The sequence below is a fragment of the Commensalibacter sp. ESL0382 genome, from assembly GCF_009725775.1.
Classification (GTDB): domain Bacteria; phylum Pseudomonadota; class Alphaproteobacteria; order Acetobacterales; family Acetobacteraceae; genus Commensalibacter; species Commensalibacter melissae.
Window position 1 is genome coordinate 284,016 of sequence record NZ_WNII01000009.1, and the last position, 20,579, is coordinate 304,594.

17 protein-coding genes are annotated in these 20,579 nt (G+C 36.4%); 11 read left to right on the forward strand and 6 right to left on the reverse strand.

The features are described 5' to 3' along the window. The first annotated feature begins 116 nt into the window (after positions 1-116). The 6 genes from glyA (at position 117) to GM552_RS04165 (ending at position 6,959) form a co-directional block, all read left to right on the forward strand. Positions 117-1,409 (forward strand): serine hydroxymethyltransferase, encoded by a 1,293-nt coding sequence (gene glyA / locus GM552_RS04140; protein ID WP_155565387.1) that lies wholly within the window; start codon positions 117-119, stop codon positions 1,407-1,409. A 14-nt stretch (positions 1,410-1,423) separates the two neighbouring features. After that, positions 1,424-2,662 carry a glycosyltransferase family 4 protein gene (locus GM552_RS04145; protein ID WP_155565388.1) on the forward strand — a complete coding sequence of 413 codons (1,239 nt, stop codon included), beginning with the start codon at positions 1,424-1,426 and terminating at the stop codon, positions 2,660-2,662. Then, the gene (locus GM552_RS04150; protein ID WP_155565389.1) at positions 2,655-3,767 is read left to right on the forward strand and encodes a glycosyltransferase family 4 protein; all 1,113 of its coding nucleotides are present in this window, start codon (positions 2,655-2,657) and stop codon (positions 3,765-3,767) included. Before GM552_RS04145 ends, GM552_RS04150 begins: the two co-directional genes overlap by 8 nt. Continuing rightward, entirely contained in the window at positions 3,767-4,693 is a 927-nt protein-coding gene (locus tag GM552_RS04155) for a mitochondrial fission ELM1 family protein (RefSeq protein WP_155565390.1), read from the forward strand. The genes GM552_RS04150 and GM552_RS04155 overlap by 1 nt, the downstream gene beginning before the upstream one ends. Positions 4,694-4,846: 153 nt before the next feature. Then, complete coding sequence (hmpA, locus tag GM552_RS04160; protein ID WP_155565391.1) at positions 4,847-6,061, forward strand: NO-inducible flavohemoprotein; 1,215 nt, start codon at positions 4,847-4,849, stop codon at positions 6,059-6,061. A gap of 109 nt (positions 6,062-6,170) precedes the next feature. Then, the gene (locus GM552_RS04165; protein WP_230882753.1) at positions 6,171-6,959 is read left to right on the forward strand and encodes a DUF3108 domain-containing protein; all 789 of its coding nucleotides are present in this window, start codon (positions 6,171-6,173) and stop codon (positions 6,957-6,959) included. Here the strand turns inward: GM552_RS04165 and GM552_RS04170 are convergent, their stop codons facing one another. Continuing rightward, positions 6,960-7,646 carry an HAD family hydrolase gene (locus tag GM552_RS04170; RefSeq protein WP_196424848.1) on the reverse strand — a complete coding sequence of 229 codons (687 nt, stop codon included), beginning with the start codon at positions 7,644-7,646 and terminating at the stop codon, positions 6,960-6,962. An 89-nt stretch (positions 7,647-7,735) separates the two neighbouring features. Here GM552_RS04170 and glmU point away from each other — a divergent pair, with 89 nt between their 5' ends. From glmU to GM552_RS04185, 3 genes are all read left to right on the forward strand, one after another. Then, entirely contained in the window at positions 7,736-9,055 is a 1,320-nt protein-coding gene (glmU, locus tag GM552_RS04175) for a bifunctional UDP-N-acetylglucosamine diphosphorylase/glucosamine-1-phosphate N-acetyltransferase GlmU (protein WP_155565394.1), read from the forward strand. 16 nt (positions 9,056-9,071) lie between these two features. Then, on the forward strand, positions 9,072-10,895 hold the full coding sequence (gene glmS, locus GM552_RS04180) for a glutamine--fructose-6-phosphate transaminase (isomerizing) (protein WP_155565395.1): 1,824 nt from the start codon (positions 9,072-9,074) through the stop codon (positions 10,893-10,895). Positions 10,896-11,132: 237 nt separating this feature from the next. Then, a complete protein-coding gene (locus GM552_RS04185) occupies positions 11,133-12,416 on the forward strand; it encodes an aromatic amino acid transport family protein (protein ID WP_155565396.1) in 1,284 nt (427 codons plus the stop codon). A gap of 48 nt (positions 12,417-12,464) precedes the next feature. On the opposite strand, the gene GM552_RS04190 is transcribed toward GM552_RS04185, so the two are convergent. Continuing rightward, positions 12,465-13,874, reverse strand: coding sequence for a sugar porter family MFS transporter (locus GM552_RS04190; protein WP_155565397.1), 1,410 nt, complete (start codon positions 13,872-13,874; stop codon positions 12,465-12,467). A 90-nt stretch (positions 13,875-13,964) separates the two neighbouring features. Continuing rightward, entirely contained in the window at positions 13,965-14,807 is an 843-nt protein-coding gene (locus GM552_RS04195; protein WP_155565398.1) for an undecaprenyl-diphosphate phosphatase, read from the reverse strand. 237 nt (positions 14,808-15,044) lie between these two features. Here GM552_RS04195 and GM552_RS04200 point away from each other — a divergent pair, with 237 nt between their 5' ends. Beyond that, positions 15,045-15,506 (forward strand): MlaD family protein, encoded by a 462-nt coding sequence (locus tag GM552_RS04200; protein WP_196424124.1) that lies wholly within the window; start codon positions 15,045-15,047, stop codon positions 15,504-15,506. Positions 15,507-15,550: 44 nt separating this feature from the next. On the opposite strand, the gene surE is transcribed toward GM552_RS04200, so the two are convergent. From surE to GM552_RS04215, 3 genes are all read right to left on the reverse strand, one after another. After that, a complete protein-coding gene (gene surE, locus GM552_RS04205; RefSeq protein WP_155565400.1) occupies positions 15,551-16,315 on the reverse strand; it encodes a 5'/3'-nucleotidase SurE in 765 nt (254 codons plus the stop codon). A 102-nt stretch (positions 16,316-16,417) separates the two neighbouring features. Next, complete coding sequence (locus GM552_RS04210; RefSeq protein ID WP_155565401.1) at positions 16,418-18,145, reverse strand: ShlB/FhaC/HecB family hemolysin secretion/activation protein; 1,728 nt, start codon at positions 18,143-18,145, stop codon at positions 16,418-16,420. Between the two features lie 21 nt (positions 18,146-18,166). Further along, entirely contained in the window at positions 18,167-18,784 is a 618-nt protein-coding gene (locus tag GM552_RS04215; protein WP_155565402.1) for an invasion associated locus B family protein, read from the reverse strand. A gap of 314 nt (positions 18,785-19,098) precedes the next feature. Here GM552_RS04215 and GM552_RS04220 point away from each other — a divergent pair. Continuing rightward, the coding region (locus GM552_RS04220) for a filamentous hemagglutinin N-terminal domain-containing protein (protein ID WP_155565403.1) at positions 19,099-20,579 on the forward strand (1,481 nt) is incomplete at its 3' end.

Below are 20,579 nucleotides of genomic sequence, written 5' to 3' on the forward strand. Positions count from 1 at the left end.
TGGAATTTATTTTTTCAGTAATAGCGTATTATCTTACATATTTAATTGCAGAAAATCACAAAATTGAATATTTATTAGAGAGTCTCTTAAATATGTAGTTTTCTAGGAATCCATGAATGTCCGAAAATAAATTATATCATCAATTTTTTCAATCTGATGTTTCTCAAACAGATCCTGAGGTTTACGCAGCTTTACAAAGCGAACTTACCCGTCAACAGGACGGTATTGAGTTAATAGCAAGTGAAAATATTGTTTCCAAGGCAGTTTTAGAGGCTCAGGGTAGCGTATTGACGAATAAATATGCTGAAGGATATCCCGGACGTCGTTATTATGGCGGATGTGGTGAAGTTGATAAGGTGGAAGTTCTGGCAATTGAACGTGTCAAGAAAATTTTCAACGCGCAATTTGCCAATGTTCAACCACATTCCGGTGCGAATGCCAATCTGGCTGCATTTATGGCTACTGTCAAACCTGGTGAAAAAGTATTGGGAATGAATTTGGCAGCGGGTGGACATTTAACCCATGGTGCGGCACCTAATTTTTCTGGAAAATGGTTCCATGCATTGCACTATGGAATTCGAAAAGAGGATGGCTTGATTGATTATGACGAGCTCGAGGCGACTGCGAGAAATGAAAAACCACGTTTGATTATTGCAGGTGGATCTGCATATCCCAGAATTATTGATTTCGCCCGTTTCAGAAAAATTGCCGATGAAGTTGGTGCTTTTCTGATGGTTGACATGGCTCATTTTGCCGGATTGGTTGCAGCAGGCCTTTTCCCAAACCCAATGGATTACGCTGATATTGTCACCAGTACAACGCATAAAACTTTACGTGGACCTCGTGGAGGAATTGTTTTAACAAATAGTCCCGATTTGGCTAAAAAAATCAATTCAGCAGTATTTCCCGGATTACAGGGTGGTCCATTGATGCATGTCATCGCTGCAAAAGCGGTGGCCTTTGCTGAAGCAATGCGTCCGGAATTCAAGACCTATCAAAAAGCGGTGGCAAACAATGCCCGTGTATTGGCAGACACCTTGATTGAATGTGGATTTGATATTGTTACAAATGGTACGGACAGCCATTTGTTACTTGTTGATTTACGTCCCAAGAAAGTAACGGGAAAACAGGCGGAAGAAAGTTTGGAAAGAGCGGGAATAACCGCAAATAAAAATGCGGTTCCTTTTGATCCGGAAAAACCGGCCATTACTTCCGGTATTCGTCTAGGTAGTCCAGCAGGGACAACTAGAGGGTTTGGTGAAGCAGAATTTCGTGAAATTGGTCTCTTGATAAATGAAGTTCTATCCCCATTGGCAAATGCCAAAGATAATGATAACAGTTTTGCGGAAAAAGCTGTTCGCGATAAAGTCATGGCTTTATGTAAACGCTTTCCTATATATAAACAGTAATTATTTCAAGGGTATTGCAGATTCAGCCATTTCATAAATTATGGCGTTTATTGCCCCCATATCAGCGAAGATTTTATCTAAGCAAAGTGGGGGGGATATTAGCACCTTCTATATCATCAGAACCCTTTTGTGACCAAAGCGTAATTATAATTGGTGAGTTTTCAAAAGCTTCTGGTTTGGGTGAAGGTGCGCGTATAATGTATAATGCACTTAAAAACGAAAATGTAACCGTTCAGAAAATCGATATCGACCCCTATGGTTTTTCTTATACAAAATATAAGGAAGCGCGTAGAATTTTATCAGTTTATCCATACGCATCATTGATTTTTCATATCAATGCCCCACAATTGGCATTTGCATTATTGAATTTACCTCGTTTTTTATTGAAAAACAGAAAAATAATAGGTTATTGGGCATGGGAGCTTGAAATTTTGCCAAAAGAATGGGAGGTGGGTTTCAGATTTGTTCATGAAATATGGGTACCCTCTCGTTTTGTCGCAAAAGCCGTTAAACATTGGGCTAATAAATATCAAAAAAAGATTACGGTTGTTCCTCATCCTATTGCAGCATATCCTGTAGCAATTGCGTCAGGTCTAACTCGTGAAAGTCTTGGTTTACCCCAAGCAACTTTAAATATATTAACATCTTTTAATCTTTCTTCATCTTTTGTTAGAAAAAATCCTATAGCCGCAATCAGGGCTTTTAGAAAAGCGTGTGAAACAATAGCTCATGATAAAATTAGCCTTATTCTCAAGGTTTCCTATATTAATGATTTCCGTCAGGATTTTAATGAATTAAAGAAAGCAATAGATGGACAAAAAAATATCATTCTTTATACTAATTTATTGACAACAGAGGAAAATAGGGCGCTTATATTTCATTCTGATATTATTTTGTCACTTCATCGCAGTGAAGGTTTTGGGTTGGTGCCAGCAGAAGCTATGCAATACGGAAAAGCTGTTATTTCCACTAATTGGTCTGCAACTAGTGAGTATATTGATGAAAACTGTGGTGTTCCTGTTAATTACAAACTGATACCTGTAAAAGACCCACGAAAAGTATATGAATTGCCGAATGCCTTGTGGGCTGAACCTGATATTGAATTCGCCGCTAAAAAAATTAATGAATTGTTTTACAATGAAAACTATCGTAATAATTTAGGTGTTTTATCTAAAAATAAAATTAAAACGATATTTAATTCAAAATTTTTAAAAAAAAGATTTAATAATTATTTGGTAAGAAATAATGGATAAATCATTTAATATTTTAGTATGGCAATGGGGTAGAAAGGGAGCGGGACCAAAAATTGCTGTTGAATTGTCAAATGCTTTAAGATCTATTAAAAATTTAAACATTCTACTATCCTTATCCGATCGGGCTGAAATTATTGATTATAATCCGGAATGTCAAATTGGTATAAAGTTTAAAACATATTCATCAATATTGGGATATTTAATACGATGGATAGAGTCTCCTTATTGGATATTGTATTTGATATATCATCTTAAAAAAAATAAGGTAGACTTGGCCATATGCACAATGCCGGGATTATTAGATATGATTATGATTTCGGCCTTGAAAATATTGAAAATCCCATGTGTTGTAATTATTCACGATGCTTATCCTCATCCGGGGGATGGATATCTTTTTCAACATTTTTTGCAAAGACAGTTGATTAAAAATTCAGATTTGATCGTAACTTTTACTCAATACGTATACAATCAATTAAATAAAAGGAATTTTTTATCAAAATCAAAATTTATAAGGGTATGGCATCCCCCTTTAAAATATGATTATGAAAATATTTCTGTTTCAAAAAACAAAAATGAAATACATCTTTTGAATTTTGGTCGTCTTTTGCCTTATAAAGGGTTTGATCTGTTAAATGACGCTTTAAAACTAGTCAAATCGGATAGGTCTTATATAGTTCGTATAGTAGGGCAGGGTCCAAAAAGCAAGGTTTTAAAACTGTTAAATCGTAGAAAAAATGTATATGTCGAAAATAGATGGGTTCCGGAAAATGAAATTGCATCCATTTTTGAATGGGCGGATGCTATAATCTTGCCGTATGAGGAGGCCAGTCAAAGTGGTGTTTTGGCCATTGCCCTGGCATTTTCAAAACCCGTTTTAATAACAAGGGTAGGAGGATTAATGGAGCAATGCAATCATAAAGACCTTGTTTTTTTATGCAATCCCAATCCTGAAGATATAGCCAAAAATATTGAGAAAATTCTGGAGTTGCCTTTTCCGTTAAAAAGAGAACATATAGATACGTCACATGAATGGAAAAAAATGGCAAAGGATTTAATTTCGCAAATAAACGAGAAATTCAATTTTCATTTAAAGTTAGATACTTGATGACAGAAGTTTCAATTTTGACAGAAAATTTTGCTGGAATGAAAACGCAAGCCCTTGGGTTTGTTAAAAGGGCACAATTTGATTACAGTTTTCATCAGTTAAAACCTAGATTGCCCTGGAAATTTATTTCAGCACCCTTTTGGCCCAATCCTTTGAAAGCGGTATTTCCTTTTCAACCAAAAGATAATTCTGTAATTGTAAGCGTAGGAAGTGTGGGGGGTGTTGTAAATGCCGACTTACGCAAGAAAAATCATATAGCCATACATATACAGAATCCGCGTATCGCATTAAATAAATTCGATCTTATCATTGCCAATCCTCATGATAATATTAAAGCGGATAATGTTCTTGTATCGCGTAATGCATTGCATCATATAACTCCCTCATTGCTGTCTGAAAATTTGCATTATTGGAATTCCATTCTTCATGATCCGGTAAAACCATTGGTAAGTGTTTTGCTGGGCGGAAATAATGGCAGATTCAAATTTGGTGTAAAAGAAGCTGAACAGATTGCTTATCAATTAAAAAGGGTTATTACCAAAAACAATATTTCACTTGCGGTAACTCCTTCAAGAAGAACGAATCCTTCAGCTTTAAAAAGATTGAAAGAGATATTATCACCATTTAGTGTATATATTTGGAATGGTGAGGGAGAAAATCCCTATTTAGGATTACTGGCATGTGCTGATTATATATTGGTTACAATTGATAGTGTTTCAATGGTTTCTGAGGCTATTGCCACTTCTGTACCAGTAATGATCTTGCCATTGCCCGGTAAATCAAAAAGAATTTCTTCCTTCATCAATTCAATGATTAATGAAAAACGAATCAGGATGTTTGAGGGGAAACTTGAAACATGGCGTGTCACCTCGATTGATGATACAGATGAGACCATCAATCAAGCAAAGTTAAGACTAAAATTATAAAATTTTATTAATAATTTACTTTTATTTTTTCTTAAAAAGAGTATATTGAATACATCTTTAATGATTTATCTTAGTTGTAACAGGGTTTATTAAGATTTTTATTAAAGATGTATTTTAAATATATTATTTAATTAAAATTAAGGGTCACTATAAATGCTAACCGAAGCTCAAAAAACGCTTGTTAAAAATACAGTGCCAGTTTTAAGAGAGCATGGTATTGAACTAACTTCCTATTTCTATAAACGGATGTTGAATAATAATGCTGAACTTAAACAGATTTTTAACCGTGGACATCAAGAAGCCGGAAAGCAACAACATGCACTTGCTACGGCTGTCCTGGCATATGCAGAAAATATCGATAATCCAACCATACTAGAAAATGCTTTCATTCATATTGCCAATAAACATGTAAGCCTGAATATTCGGGCGGAACATTATCCTATTGTTGGGGAACATCTTCTGGCATCTATTAGTGAGGTATTGGGTGAAGCCGCTACAGATGATTTGATCGAAGCTTGGGGAGCTGCCTATCAACAATTGGCTCAACTGTTAATTGATATTGAATTGGGCATATACAAAGAACAGATCAGGGAACATGCATGGACAGGTTGGAGAGGATTTAAAATAGTCAAGAAAATTCCTGAAAGCGAACAAATCACGTCGTTTTATCTACAACCGGTTGATGGGGGCAAGCTTCCAGAATTTTATCCTGGACAATATGTTTCAGTTCGAATTTATGTCCCGGAATGGAATTTAATTCAGCCGCGTCAATATACATTATCTGATTCTCCTGGAAAAGATTCGTTGCGTATTACGGTTAAACGTGAAGATGGTAAGGGGAAAACTCCGGCAGGTAAGGTTTCCAATCTACTTCATAAGAGTTATGATGTTGGGGATATCATAGATCTGTCTGCACCAGCAGGAGAATTCTATCTAAATCAGCAAGGGAAAAATCCAATTATTCTTATGAGTGCCGGGGTTGGAATTACTCCCATGTATTCCATGCTGTCTTTTCTGCATGAAAAACAAAGTAATCGTTCTGTTCATTTCATTCACGGAACACATAATGGTAAACAACATGCCTTACGTGAAAAAGTAAATGAAATTGTTGAAAAAAGTCCCACTTTTAATCGCTTTATTTTTTATTCAAAACCTGATGGTGAAGATAGACAGGGAATAGATTATGACTATCAAGGGCGTATGGATATCAATAGGATAGATCAGTCAATTTTTGATAAAGATGCTGATTATTATCTTTGTGGACCTGTTGAATTCATGAAAGATGAGGGTAAAAAATTGAAGGAAAAAGGTATTCCACCTGAAAAAATTCATGTTGAGGCTTTTGGAACAGGAGTTTTTAGCATTTAATCAATTAAATGTTTTACCATGATATTTATATACTTTTTTTAGAATATTCTATACTCTGTCTATAGAAGACATCTTTTGAAAGAGAGTAGTCATGGTAAAATATTATAAAATGTTAATATTGTGTATTTTGTCATGGATATTTTTTGATAATTCGCTTGTAAAAGCACAAAATAATTTAAATTTCCCTAAACCGGTTAACTTGATATTTGATGTGTATAACAAGAATTTACATGTTATTGTTATAAAGGCATCGTACGTATTAACATCGGACAATTATTTTGCAAAAGCTCATTTTAATTCTGCAGGTGTTATAAGTCTTTTCATAAATCTGGATATGATGTCATCAGTTCAAGGGGAAATCAATAATAGTAATTTGTTACCAAATGAATACCAATCATCTGGAAAATCCAAAGGTAAGAAATTCGTTGCTAATATAGATTTTAACCATAAACAAAATGTAAAGATAGAAAAACTTGATCCTGCAATTGAAGACAATCGTGATGTTGTGACTGAAAGTCAAAGGAATAACAGTATAGATATCTTAAGTGCAATGTTGCAATTGGTTCAGCGGGTCAGAGCGAATAAAAACTGTAACGACCAATTCAAGATTTTTGATGGCTCTCGTATATTCACGTTTCAAAGTAAGGCGGCTGGTACAATGCCTATACCATCTTCGTGGACAAGCCCCTATAAGGGAGAAGCATTATTTTGTAAGGCGGTGGCTCAACAAACGGCTGGTCTCAAACGTTCACGTCACCGCGCTCTATCAGCACAACCCCAACCTGGATATTTATGGTTTAAAGAGATTGACAATATAGGAATGTTACCTGTCCGTTTTGAATTTAACAATCCAAAAATGGGAAATGTAATAGTAATTCTGAGACAGGCTACAAAATGATCAAGGTTTTTTATCAATCATTTTCTCAGCAATTATCGGTACATCCTTTATGGAGCGGGCACGCATGGTTGCTTCTTTTCCAATACACAAATCACCATAGCCCCATTCAGCAAATATGCTTCCCGTAATGTGTGCGTTCCTGGCGACAAGAATATCGTTTAGGTGATCACCTACCATTACAGTTTTAGTTGGTGAAACTTGAAGATAGTTGATTATTCCTAAAAGATGAACCGGATAAGGTTTTTTATCTGCAAAACAATCACCTCCAGCGATAAAATCAAAATATGATTGCAGATTGAGTTTTTCCAAAATATTCTTGGCTGCTTGCGTAATTTTATTGGAACATAATGCTATTTTCCAACCATTTTTTTTAAATTTTATTAGAACTTCTTCCGCCCCTTCAAAGGGTTTGGAAAGATCGGCCGCATGTGGGAGATAATCCTTGACAAATCTTTCAATAGCCTCATTTCTGTCAATAAAACTTGCCTCTTTTCCTGCATTATCTAGAATTTTTTCAACTGTCACCTTAATTCCGTCACCCAATGTAGAACGCACTGATTGTGTACTGATAGGAGGCAATCCATAGGATTTCAGCAAAGTCTGACAACTGCGATCTATATCTGGAAGACTGTCAATTAAGGTTCCATCCATATCAAATACGATCAAGGGATAAGGTTTTATATTCATAATTTTTGTTTTAAGCCTCATTTGGGATATAAAAAGTGTAAATATTTTGATAGTATGACATAAATTTTTTACAAATATCATGACAAACAATGCATAAATTATCAAATTCCACTACGGAAACCGTTGCAGTTATTCTGGCTGCAGGAATGGGAACCCGTATGAAATCTTCAAAACCGAAGGCAATGCACCCCATTGCAGGGCTTCCAATGATACGTTTATTATTAAATCAGGTCGAAAAGGTTTTTGATCGAATTATTGTGGTTCTCGGTCCGCATATGGAGACTCTTGCCGATCTTGTAAAACCGCATCAGGTTGTAATCCAGAAGCACAGATTGGGAACCGCCCATGCTGCATTGCAGGCAGAGGCCTATTTTGGAAAGGGTATTGTCACTGTTCTAAATGCTGACAATCCCCTGATACGGGAAAATACATTACAGCGACTTATTGATGAGAAAAAAAAACCAAAAACTGATTTGGTTTTATTAGCTATGGAATGTAATGATCCCAAGGCTTATGGACGTGTGATTGAAAATAATGGTCATGTAATAAAGATTGTGGAAACACTTGATGCCTCTGACGCAGAAAAAAAAATAAAATTGTGCAATTCTGGGGTAATATGTGCGGACGCACTGTATTTTTCCAAATGGCTGAAAGAAATTGAAAATCATAATGCAAAAAAAGAATATTATATTATAGATATTGTTTCTTTAGCAGTTAGGGAACATAAGGTGGTAAAGGCTCTAAGGGCTTCAGAAACGGAACTTGCAGGGATTAATTCGCAATCTGAATTGGCTTTTGCTGAATCCATAATTCAAAAAAGATTGAGAAAACAGGCGATGGATAACGGGGTGACAATGATTTCACCGGAAACTGTTTTTATGTCTTATGATACCAAGATTGAAAATGATGTAATTCTTCATCCCAATATTGTTTTTGGCAAAAATGTGGTCATTCGTTCAGGGGTTGAAATCAAATCATTCAGTCATCTTGAAGGCTGCGAAATTAAACAAAATGCCATAATTGGTCCATATGCTCGTATCAGACCTGATACGGTGGTGGGTCAGGATGCGCATGTCGGTAATTTTGTGGAATTGAAAGCTACAGCTTTAGGTGACGGGGCGAAAGCAAATCATCTTTCCTATCTTGGTGACAGCATTGTTGGTAAAAAGACAAATATTGGTGCAGGAACGATAACCTGTAATTATGATGGATCGAGAAAACATAAGACGGTCATTGGAGATGAGGTATTTGTAGGTTCTGATGCCATTCTTGTTGCTCCTGTAGAAATTGGTAATAAAAGTTTAATTGCGGCAGGAAGCGTGATAACGGATGATGTTCCTGATAATGCCAAAGCATTTGGTAGGGCCAGGCAGGTAAATAAAAATAGCAAGGTTACATTAAAAAACTGATATTAAAGGGAAGTTTATGTGTGGGATTGTTGGAATACTAGGGAACCAATCTGTTACTCCTCTGATTATGGAAGCTTTGCGTCGTCTTGAATATCGGGGATATGATTCTGCAGGGATTGCAATATTGGATCATGGCCTGTTAAATCGTCGTAGAGCTCCTGGAAAACTTGATAATTTATCGAAATTACTTCTGTCTTCCCCAATAAGCGGCAATCTGGGCATTGGTCATACGAGATGGGCAACACATGGAGCTCCCACGGAAAACAACGCGCATCCTCACATGACGGATCGTGTGGCTGTTGTTCATAATGGAATTATTGAAAATCATGTTGCATTAAGAAAAGAGTTGACAGAGCTAGGACAAGTGTTCAAAAGTGAAACGGATAGTGAAACAATTGTGCAGCTTGTCGATTATTATCTGAAACAGGGATGTGCACCCCAAGAAGCTGCCTTCAAGGCTTTGAAAAGGCTTGAGGGAGCTTATGCCATTGCGATGATTTTTTCCTGTGATGATAATCTTATAATCGGGGCTAGACATGGTGCCCCACTGGTTGTCGGATATGGTGATCATGAAATGTTTGTGGGGTCTGACAGTCTGGCAATCGCACCTCTTACCACAAAAGTTGCCTATATGCCGGATGGCGTATGGACTGTTTTGACACGAGAAGGTGCTGAATTTTTAGATATGGAAGGTGGAAAAGTTGAATGTCCAATTCAAAAAACGGCGTTGATGTCAGGGGTTGTCGGTAAAAATGGTTACCGTCATTATATGGAGAAAGAACTTCATGAGCATCCAATTGTCATAGGGCAGACTTTAAGGCGGTTTGTCGATCCATCATCCCATAAAATAATATTGCCTCATATGCCATTCGATTTATCAACGTTGAAAAGGGGTATAATTACGGCATGTGGATCAGCATTTTATGCTGGTCTTATTGGACGTTATTGGTTGGAGGAATATGCCAGATTGCCCATTGATATAGATGTTGCAAGTGAAATGCGCTATCGCAATCCTCCTGTTGAAAGTCAAGGGATGGGATTGGTCATATCGCAATCAGGAGAAACGGCCGATACCTTGGCAGCCTTGAGAAATTTAAAAAATGAACATCAAAAAATAGTTTCTATTTTAAATAATGAATTCAGTACTATAGCCAGAGAAAGTGATGTTGTTCTCGGTACGGATGCTGGTGTGGAAATTGCTGTCGCCTCTACAAAAGCGTTTACAGCCCAATTGACAGTATTATCATGTCTTACCCTTGTTATCGCTCGTGAGAAAAATAAGATTACCCCTGAAAATAAAAAAGTATGTTTGACTGCATTGATGGATCTCCCCAGTCGTGTTGCTGAAGTTTTGCAAATGAAAGATAAAATTCAGGAAATTGCCCATAAAATTGCCAATGCTCAAAGTGTGATTTATCTGGGAAGAGGGATAATGTATCCTGTTGCAATGGAGGGAGCGTTAAAACTGAAAGAAATCTCGTATATTCATGCTGATGCCTATGCCGCAGGTGAGATGAAACATGGCCCGATTGCCCTGATTGATCAAACGGTTCCGGTCATTGCGGTTGTGCCTTCCGGTTTTTTATTTGAAAAAACACTTTCAAATTTACAGGAAGCAAAAGCAAGGGGTGGACATATTATTGCTTTCACTGATGCAAAGGGTGCAGAGGCATTGTCAACCATTGCAGAACAGATTATTGTTTTGCCTACAGTTCATGCTTTTGTAGCGCCAATCCTTTATACGGTACCCGTCCAGATGCTTGCTTATGAAGCTGCCATTTTAAAAGGCACGGATGTAGATCAACCCAGAAATCTTGCAAAATCCGTAACTGTTGAATAATTAAGATCAGTAACAGATAGATTAAGTTATATGTTCCTTAAATTATTCAAATATCATTTATTTTGGGAGCATATAAAATACATATTTCAATACAAAATCACTACGTAATCACAATTGATATATTTTTCATATTTTTCAATTTTCCTGCGAGGGAGAGTTAAATAATATTTTTGAAATTTTTTTTTATCCGATTTATAAAGCGTTAATCATACTCAATCATAAAAAAGTAAAGCTTTAATGAAAAATAATCAAATTTTAGATAAAATGCCCAAATGGCGTTCAAGTGATACAGTTTGGATGTTGAGTCTTTATGGAACGGCGATCGGTGCAGGAGTACTTTTTTTACCGATTAACGCTGCGGCTGGTGGATTAATTCCTTTACTTTTATTGACTATTCTTGCCTTTCCAATGACATTTTATGCACATCAGGCTTTATGTAGGTTTGTATTGTCGGGATCCGAAAATGATTATGGTGATATTACCGTTGTCGTTGAAGAAAAATTTGGAAAAAAAATTGGGTATTTAATCACATTATTTTATTTTTTTGCAATATTTCCTATTTTATTGGTTTATGGTGTAAGTCTTGTTAATACTGTTCAAAGTTTCATGCAACATCAACTTGGATTGACACCACCGCCCAGAGCGTTGACTTCGTTTTTTTTAATCAGTTTTTTGATAATGATCGTTCAGTGTGGTGAAAATCTGATAGTCAAAATAATGTCGACCCTGGTCTATCCATTTGTTGCAATTTTAATATTGATTTCTTTATTTCTTATCCCGCATTGGAACCTGAATCTTTTCAGGTATGTAAGTTTATCTGGAGCATCACAGGAGGGAGGCAATGGAATGTTTCTAACATTATGGTTGACTATACCTGTTGCGGTTTTTGCATTTAATCACTCACCGATTATTTCTTCCCTAGCTGTTACCAAAAGCAAAGAGTATGGTAGATGGGTTGAACCAAAATGTTCACAGATTATTAAATACAGTAATTTGATGATGGTAGTTACAGTATTATTTTTTGTATTTAGTTGTGCTTTATGTCTGAGCCCAGCCAATTTAATTGAAGCGAAAAAGGCAAATATCACCATTCTTTCCTATTTGGCTAACCACTTCCATACCCCATTTTTAAAATTTATAGCGCCAATCGTTGCTTTTGTAGCAATTTGCAAATCCTTTCTTGGCCATTATCTTGGGGCGAAGGAAGGATTTAATGGGGTTTTGGAAAAATCATTATATCATTTTTTTGGGAAAAACATTTCCCGTAAAACTTTGGATCGATGTGCGTTATTTTTTGTATATGTAGTTACATGGTTTGTTTCAAGCAATAATCCCAGTATTTTAGGTATGATTGAATCCATTGGTGGACCAGTTCTTGCTGTTATTTTATTTATTCTTCCTATGGTTGCCATTCACAAATTACCTGAATTGGCAAAATTTAAAGGAAAATCAAGCAATATTTTTATAACCATAATGGGATGTATAGCTATATCAGCCGTTATTTACCAATTTTTTATTTGAACGGATTTCATCAAAGCGATCTATTATAAAATGCTGATTATAAAAAATCTATCTGCCAATTTTTCTTAAGGGTTGACCTTCCATTAAATTTTCTTCTATTTGCTCCAGACTAATATTTGACGTTTCAGGTACAAATGCGAAAATGAAAACGATAAAAATCAGATTTAGGCAGGCATATAACAAAATGGTATGTGAAGCACCGAATGTATTGATCAATGTCAAGAAAGTGAATCCCACCCAAAAATTTGCCAACCAATTTACCACTGTTGAAACAGCAATACCAAAATCACGTCCTTGCAAAGGTTGTATTTCGGAACATATCGTCCAGATTAAAGGCCCTGCAGACATGGCAAAACCGATAATAAACATTAATAGCATTGTAACACAGCAATATTGAAGATAAGAATTTGTTTGGATATTATTATCTAAAAGAAAACTGACAGACCCTAATCCAATCGCCATCATCGTAAAACCGATATACAATATTGGTTTTCGACCCGATTTATCACATATTCCGATGGCAAGAAAGGTTGCGAAAAAATTTACCAGACCAACTAAGGCTGTAAACCATAACCGTGCATGACCGTGATATCCCATATTGGCAAATATGCGAGGGGCATAATACATAATAACGTTCATACCTGTAAATTGCTGTATAATCTGTAAACAAATACCCAATAGAACAGAACGTTTGAAATTCGAGTTATAGAGAAATAAATAAAATCCTTTTTGGGAATTTTCCAGTTGCATTTCAATATTTTTAATTTCTCTCTTTATTAGGGTATTATCATTATTTCTAATAGAGGATAAAACATTATAGGCTTCTTTTCTTCGACGATGCATTAATAACCATCGTGGGCTATTTGGTAAGATTAGAAGACCCAGTAAAAATATGGTTGCGGGAACGGCCAAAATTCCCAGCATCCATCGCCATGCTCCATAATATCCGAATATAGTGTCGGAAATGAATGCCATGAATATTCCTACCGTTATCATTAATTGATAGGTTGATATCATTGCACCCCTTTTTTCTTCCGGTGCAATTTCAGCCAGATACAATGGGGCAGTCATACTGGCGATACCGATTGCAAATCCTAGAACAAATCGCCACATGATGAGGTCAGAAACACTATTGGACAGGGAACAACCTATCGAAGCGGCGATAAAAAAGGTTGCACTTACGATCAAACAGCGATTTCGTCCAAATTTGGCTGAGGCCCAACCGCATATTAAAGCACCAAAAGCGGCTCCAAACATCATCATACTAACTATTTTTTCAATATCATGGTCATTTGCTGAAAATTCAATTTTAATAAAATCATTTGCGCCAGCCATAACACCAATATCCAGGCCAAATAAAAGTCCAGCCAATGAAGCAAATAGATCAATTATAAAAAGGTTGTTAGGAGAAAAAAAATTCGTTTTGTTTTTTTTTAAGGAAAGATCCGAGGGTTTCATTTTTCCTCCCGAAAAATTTATTTGTTCCTTCTTTATTTAAAAACTTGTTTGACAATCATCACAATTCACATAAATGTGAATGTGATTTATTTAATACATCAATACAACAAAACCTATTATGCCTAATGCACAACAATAATATCCAAATGGTGTTAGAGCCCATTTCTCATTATTTTTGAAATATTTCATAAGAAATGCTGTACTTAGAAGTGCTGTAATACATCCGATGATTGTCGCAATACCCATATGTAAAATATTGTCAAAAGGAATTTGCTGTTTGTAGATTTTCCAGCTTTGATGAGCAGAAGCCGCCAAAATTACCGGAAGAGCCATTAGAAAGGAAAATCTTGCAGAATTTTCATGAGATAAATTTCGAAGCAATCCAGACACAATGGTTGACCCCGAACGTGATATCCCCGGAAAGAAAGCCAGACATTGAAATAATCCAATAAATAAAGCATCTTTTACTTTTAAGTCAGCTATTGCAATCGTTTTGTCTACCGATATATTTTTTCTGAGTTTATCAACTATAAAAAGCATTATTCCGTTACATACCAAGAAAATTGACACTATATCGGGTGTCGAAAAAAGGTTTCTGATCAATTTTTCAAAAAAGGCACCGATGAATATTGCGGGTAAGGTGGCAACAATAAGAAGAGAAAAAATATAAAAACTTTGACGTTGTATTTCTTTTCCATCCTTACCTAATGCACCCTTGAAAAGGGCACTCCAATCTTTCCAGAAAAATATTAGAAGAGCAAAAGCGGTGCCGAAATGAAGCATCACCATAAATGGCAAAAACGTTGGATCTTGAGCGTGAATTTGCCATCCTAGCAGAGCGGGGATTAAAACGGCATGACCAAGACTGCTGACAGGAAAAAGCTCCGTTGCACCTTGTAGAATGGCAATAAAAATGGTCTGAAGAAAAGACATGAAGTAACCTTTTTTCGATATTATAAATCGTTTAATATATTTTATCAGGCATTTTAAAAAATTAAATCATATAGTTATTGATCAATACGTATTATTAGAAAATAATAATTCAGAGATTCAAGGGATCATGACAATTTCAAATATTGAAAATTAATAGTGTATTTTGACGTTTTATTTTATTTTTTAAAATTATATTATTTATTGATGTTAGGTTGGAATGATAAAGGGTAGATGTTAATGATTAAACAAAGAAATGTTAGTGCATATATGGCTAGCACTTTTGTTTTGATAATTGCTATTGGATTTTATGCATATTCTAGATTTATATTATTTGGAACCGGAGAGGATCGATATACTATCGAAGCTCAATTTTTTTCTTCCAATACGGTTAACCCTGGTGGAAAGGTTATTTTATCGGGTATTCCAGTTGGGGTTATAAAATCCATCAATCTTAATAAAAAGACATTCATGTCCGAAGTTAAAATGGATATTAACAAAAACATTCATTTGCCCACTGATAGTCAGTTTGTCATTTCATCAATCAGTATGACGGATGATGGCGTTATAATCATTAAACCAGGAAAAAACAGAGATTTTATCAAGGCTGGAAATAAAATCAGTAATACAGTGCCTTATGTTAGTCTGGAACAGCAAATCAGTAATTATATTTTCGGAAGTATGAGTGTCGCATCACAATAATAATGAATTGAATATTATTACTTGCAATACGACGAATTTTCAATTTATTTCTTAAGTTGATTCAATAAATCAAAATCTGTTCTTTCATATGTCAGAGGAGTGATTGAAATTGATTTATTATTGATGGCTTGTGTTTCCGTTCCTATTTTATCTTCCTTGATTGGTCTGTCAAAATTAAGCCAGAAATATTCGTTTTGTCGTAAATCTTTTCTTTTAACTGGAACAATATTCTTGATATATCCCAATCCTTGTGTCGTGTATTCTATTGTATTCACTTCATCATATTGGCAATCGGGAAAATTGATGTTGATACACCCATTTTTTAAATTCTTTTTATGTTCTAAAATTTGTTCTATAATTTTTGCACCGAAATACTCCGCTGTATTCCATTGAACAGGATACCCATCTCTAAAATTCTGACTAAGAGCAATTGAAGGTATTCCTAATAAGGCACCTGTCATTGCTGCGCCAACAGTACCTGAAAATATGGTTTCAATACCAAGATTGCTTCCCCGATTCACGCCAGATAAAACCAGATCAGGACGTTGGGGTAAAATTTCTTGAATCCCCATTACAACACAATCCCCCGGTGTACCGGATATTGCAAAATGATTATTTGATTTTTCCATTATGCGTAAAGGGTGATGAATACTTATAGATTGAGCAGTCCCGCTTTGATCCCGCTCTGGAGCAATAACCCAGATTGTCTTGGCAATTTTCGATGCTATGTTTTCCAGAATTTTTAAGCCAGGTGCATCAATGCCATCATCATTTGTTAAAAGAACATTATTTAATAGTTGAAAATTCATTTTTAATCCGATTATTATCTATTCAGTTTGAATGAAATATTAACGGTAAAGGGTAAATTATTTTATGGGTAAAAACCATACCCATAAAATGAATAGATCAAATTACAGTCTGACACCGACATTGAAAAGTGCAACCCACCCTTCTGGAGGAAGACCCGCCGTTGTGAGTGCGTGTGTAAGGGAGGCGTTCCAGAATATATTGCCTGAGGATTTGCGAATACCGAAACCTGCACCGGCAAGGTTGCCTCCTTTTTCTGTTTTTGGCATATCGCTGTATGTAAATACACCCCGTGTCATTCCGACATCGAGAATACCGTAGAGTTCGGTATTTTTAATCAGGGCGTTGCAGAAGAATTGATATCCGCCACAATCCATATTTTTTGTGGGAATGAACCATGAGAGGTCATTACGCATGTAAATTCCTGCATTTCCGATCATGGTTTGTTGCATAAAACCTCTGACCGTATAGGGTCCGCCAATTTGCATTTGCTCATTCGCATATTGGTTTTTAGTGCTATATTCTCCGTGGATGGAAGTATGCCACATAAAATTATCGACGATAGGTTGATATCCATCGATATCCAAACTTGGCTTTACATATTGCGTATGGGGATTATATCGACCTGAGTTATCTATCCAGGACTTTCCTCCCATTGCCCCCCCCAAACCGATTTTCATTCCGACACTGACATACCATGTTCCACCCCAAAGATGCATTGACTCACTGGCATTAAGATTCAGGAAGGAGAGTTTTGCACTTTGCGTGTTCATTTTGGAATGATTGAGATAACTGTCAAAGGATTTCAGCTCATAGGTAGCTTGTAATGTTGTAACACCGATGGAATTACGAGCGACAACTCTCGAGGCACCGATATGGAAATCTTTTTGGGTCGTATCGTATCGTCCTTGTCCTGGCCAGTTGAAATGTAGACGATAGAAATCGTCATAGCGATACCATCCTCCGAAGAATGTCCATGGTCCCAGAGGGATTGAGCCTTCAGCGGTAAAAAAGGAATTGTGTCCATCTCCCTGACGTGAATTGAGTGAATGATCATATTCTACAGTCCACATATCCAATAATCCGAAAAGGTCTTCGGCAGTAACCATGGTTCGTCCGATAGTTCTTCCCGAATAGCTTTGTCCATTATTGTCAACTGTCAGCTGACCATGAAGAATGCCTGGATCATGGGCATTGATTTTAACCACTGATGTGCCCGGCTTTTGACCAGGTACAATTTTCATTGTGGCAGCCCAGTCAGGCAGACGGTTCATCTGATCCATTCCCTGTTCCAGATCCCGCAGGTTTAGAATTCCGCCCTTAACCCATGGAAAAGCCATGGTTTCATGGTTTTTTGCAGACACTCCCTCGAATTGGAAGTCTGAAATTTTTCCATCCACCACAACGATATGCAATTGACCTGACTTGAGATCTTGTTGAGGCAGATAGGCCCTAGTTGTTACAAATCCATGATCAATATAGGCCTTGTTGAGCTTGTTTAGGACAGTATTCATATCATCAAGGGACATGCATTTGTTTTGCCATGGTCTGGTGATATGGTTGACTGGCAGTTGTGAGAGGTTTTGTGTGTTAACGACGATGATGGAATTGATATGCACACATGCCCTACCATGCAATGCAGGGGCCTGATCCTGGTTTACCTGTACATTGCTGGAGGGTGGAGGTAGGGTCTCCATTAAATGTTGTCGTTCTTTATGTTGCAGATATTGTTGATATTGATTAAGATTTTGAGCAAATCCCTGTATGTTTATAAAAAAAATACAGGGAACGACGATTAAGAATAATCGTAGATATACAGCCTTAAAATTCATTTATCTTGTATCTGGACGGAATTACGGATTTTTCTTGTTAACCATCTCATCCATTGTTTTAAGAATGGAAGGAACATTATCAATATTAAAATTAATGGTTAATGTTGTTCCGTTGACGCGATGAATGACCAGATGGGCAAGTTTGTTTTTAGTCAATAGCTGTTGAAGGTCATTATCAATAACTTTGGTTGCGATACATCCGTTTGTCGTACAGGCAGCCCAAGGCAATTCGACAGGTTTTGCACGATCGAAAGTTAAATTGGCTGGACTTTGTAAAGAGAATCCAAGGGGAACAACCACTGTAAATTGAAAGGGTACAGGTTTTGACAAATCGTTACTTTGCTTAACTTTTTCCAACAAAAGAGAAGCGATAGGGCTTTGGCTGTTGTTAGGCCCTTTGGTTAATAGATTTTGTTGAGCGATACATCCCTGGGACACGGTTTTATTGTTCTGTTCCGCAGCGTTTGGATAGGCACAATGAATATCCCAGCTGCCTATTCTTTGATTTACGGTAATGGGAGAAATTGCAGAACTATTTTTACTATCAGATGCTTGTTTACTTGTTCTTTCTGCAGCGAATCCATGAGTGGAATTTAATAAAGCGATTGTAAGAGCGCTTAATAAAAGCAATTTTTTCATAAAAAACCCTAACCTTAAAAATATTGACCACTATTCCCATAATTATTTATGGAAAATTGGTTTAAATAAAAAATAATAAACACTGAGTTATATTAAAAAAATAAAATTTTCATGGTTATAAAATTAAATAATACTAAAACTTATCAACGGTTTTCGATTATATATAAAATTATTCTTTTTAAAATACATTTTTAATAATTTTAAATAAAAAATTATTGTTGCTTCGATCTAAATTATATATATCATATCAAGCTTTGATTAATTCTTAGAATTTATTTTTAAATATTTATTTTAGTATTCCTATTAGGTACCCTATGTTTAAAACTAAATATAATCCCTTTTATATTTCTCGAATTTTGCTAATAAAACGTCTAAAATACACGATTGTGACGGGATTATTCTTGGGAGGGAACCTTTTTTCTACCTTTCCGGTTTATGCCGGGCCCAGGCCCGCTTCTAATATAGTGGTTGATCCAACAGCCCCGGTAAATAAACGGCCATCTATTGATGTAACGAATAATGGAATTGATCAGATCAATATTGCACATCCCAATAATGCTGGTGTTTCACATAATCTTTTCAACCAGTATAACGTTAATGAATCTGGTCAGATTTTAAATAATTCGTCCACAATAACCAAGACAAAACTGGCTGGACAAATCACGGGCAATCCCAACCTGAATGATAATCATAATGCTAATTTGATTATTAATGAAGTGACTGGACGTTCTCCAACCAGATTGCTTGGATATACTGAAATCGCGGGTAAACAGGCTGCCCTGGTTATTGCCAATCCCAGCGGAATCACTTGTGCGGGGTGTGGATTTGTCAATACAACAAGAACCTCTCTTGCAACAGGTAAAACCCAGTTTGATCAGGAAGGCCACCTGCAGTCTATCAATATAAATGATGGAGAAGTGGCATTTGAAGGTAAAGGCGGGAATTTTGCCGAAGTTCCCGTTTTGGATATTATCAGCCGTAAAGTTAGGATTGAAGGACCTGTAAATGGTCAGGATATTAAAATCACCGCAGGACGCAACATTTATGATTATGTAAATGGAACTGCAACGGCGCAAGAACCAGATAACAGTCAAAGACCAGAATTTGCTATTGATACATCTGTGTTGGGCGGGATGACGGGCAATCATATTCAAATGATGGTTAACGAAAAGGGAGCCGGAGTCCGTGTAGATGGCCGTATGGCATCTACGGCTGGCGACATGCAGCTGACTGCTGATGGAAAATTGCTTATTAATGGTGAAATGTCAGCCCGCAACAATTTACATGCCAAAATTGATATTGTTGAAAATACAGGGACGATAGGGGCCGACAAACAGCTCTCTTTGCAGGCGAATTCCTTGACAAATTCTGGAAAGATTATTGCCAATGGAAATGATAGGAATCAACTTTCAATCCGAGATAATCTAACAAATTCCGGATCGATTCTAAGTCAGGCAGAATTACAATTGACTGCGCAAAACATCAATAATACCCAATCAGGTATGATTAACTCCCAACAAAATCTTTTCCTGTCCGGCCATGATGTAGTGAATAATGGGCAAATGAATGCTGTGAATGGATCTTTACAGGGAAATTTTCAGGGGAATGTAACTAATCATGGCACCCTTGTTTCCAACAATATGGTAAATCTTTCCGCGGCTGGTCGTTTTGACAACAGTTCAGGCCAGATTGGCTCTCTGAGCAAAGGGGATGTAACGGTTCGTGGCGGGGATATCAATAACCAGTCCGGCCTGATCCGTACGGGTCAGGGGAATGTGTCATTGACAGGCTCCTC

What these genes read in the sequence shown, in the direction of transcription:
- glyA (WP_155565387.1), top strand. Translation starts at nt 117, where the DNA reads ATGTCCGAAAATAAATTATATCATCAATTTTTTCAATCTGATGTTTCT.
- GM552_RS04150 (WP_155565389.1), top strand. Translation starts at nt 2,655, where the DNA reads ATGGATAAATCATTTAATATTTTAGTATGGCAATGGGGTAGAAAGGGA.
- GM552_RS04155 (WP_155565390.1), top strand. Translation starts at nt 3,767, where the DNA reads ATGACAGAAGTTTCAATTTTGACAGAAAATTTTGCTGGAATGAAAACG.
- hmpA (WP_155565391.1), top strand. Translation starts at nt 4,847, where the DNA reads ATGCTAACCGAAGCTCAAAAAACGCTTGTTAAAAATACAGTGCCAGTT.
- GM552_RS04165 (WP_230882753.1), top strand. Translation starts at nt 6,171, where the DNA reads ATGTTAATATTGTGTATTTTGTCATGGATATTTTTTGATAATTCGCTT.
- GM552_RS04170 (WP_196424848.1), bottom strand. Translation starts at nt 7,646, where the DNA reads ATGAATATAAAACCTTATCCCTTGATCGTATTTGATATGGATGGAACC.
- glmU (WP_155565394.1), top strand. Translation starts at nt 7,736, where the DNA reads ATGCATAAATTATCAAATTCCACTACGGAAACCGTTGCAGTTATTCTG.
- glmS (WP_155565395.1), top strand. Translation starts at nt 9,072, where the DNA reads ATGTGTGGGATTGTTGGAATACTAGGGAACCAATCTGTTACTCCTCTG.
- GM552_RS04185 (WP_155565396.1), top strand. Translation starts at nt 11,133, where the DNA reads ATGAAAAATAATCAAATTTTAGATAAAATGCCCAAATGGCGTTCAAGT.
- GM552_RS04190 (WP_155565397.1), bottom strand. Translation starts at nt 13,874, where the DNA reads ATGAAACCCTCGGATCTTTCCTTAAAAAAAAACAAAACGAATTTTTTT.
- GM552_RS04195 (WP_155565398.1), bottom strand. Translation starts at nt 14,807, where the DNA reads ATGTCTTTTCTTCAGACCATTTTTATTGCCATTCTACAAGGTGCAACG.
- GM552_RS04200 (WP_196424124.1), top strand. Translation starts at nt 15,045, where the DNA reads ATGATTAAACAAAGAAATGTTAGTGCATATATGGCTAGCACTTTTGTT.
- surE (WP_155565400.1), bottom strand. Translation starts at nt 16,315, where the DNA reads ATGAATTTTCAACTATTAAATAATGTTCTTTTAACAAATGATGATGGC.
- GM552_RS04210 (WP_155565401.1), bottom strand. Translation starts at nt 18,145, where the DNA reads ATGAATTTTAAGGCTGTATATCTACGATTATTCTTAATCGTCGTTCCC.
- GM552_RS04215 (WP_155565402.1), bottom strand. Translation starts at nt 18,784, where the DNA reads ATGAAAAAATTGCTTTTATTAAGCGCTCTTACAATCGCTTTATTAAAT.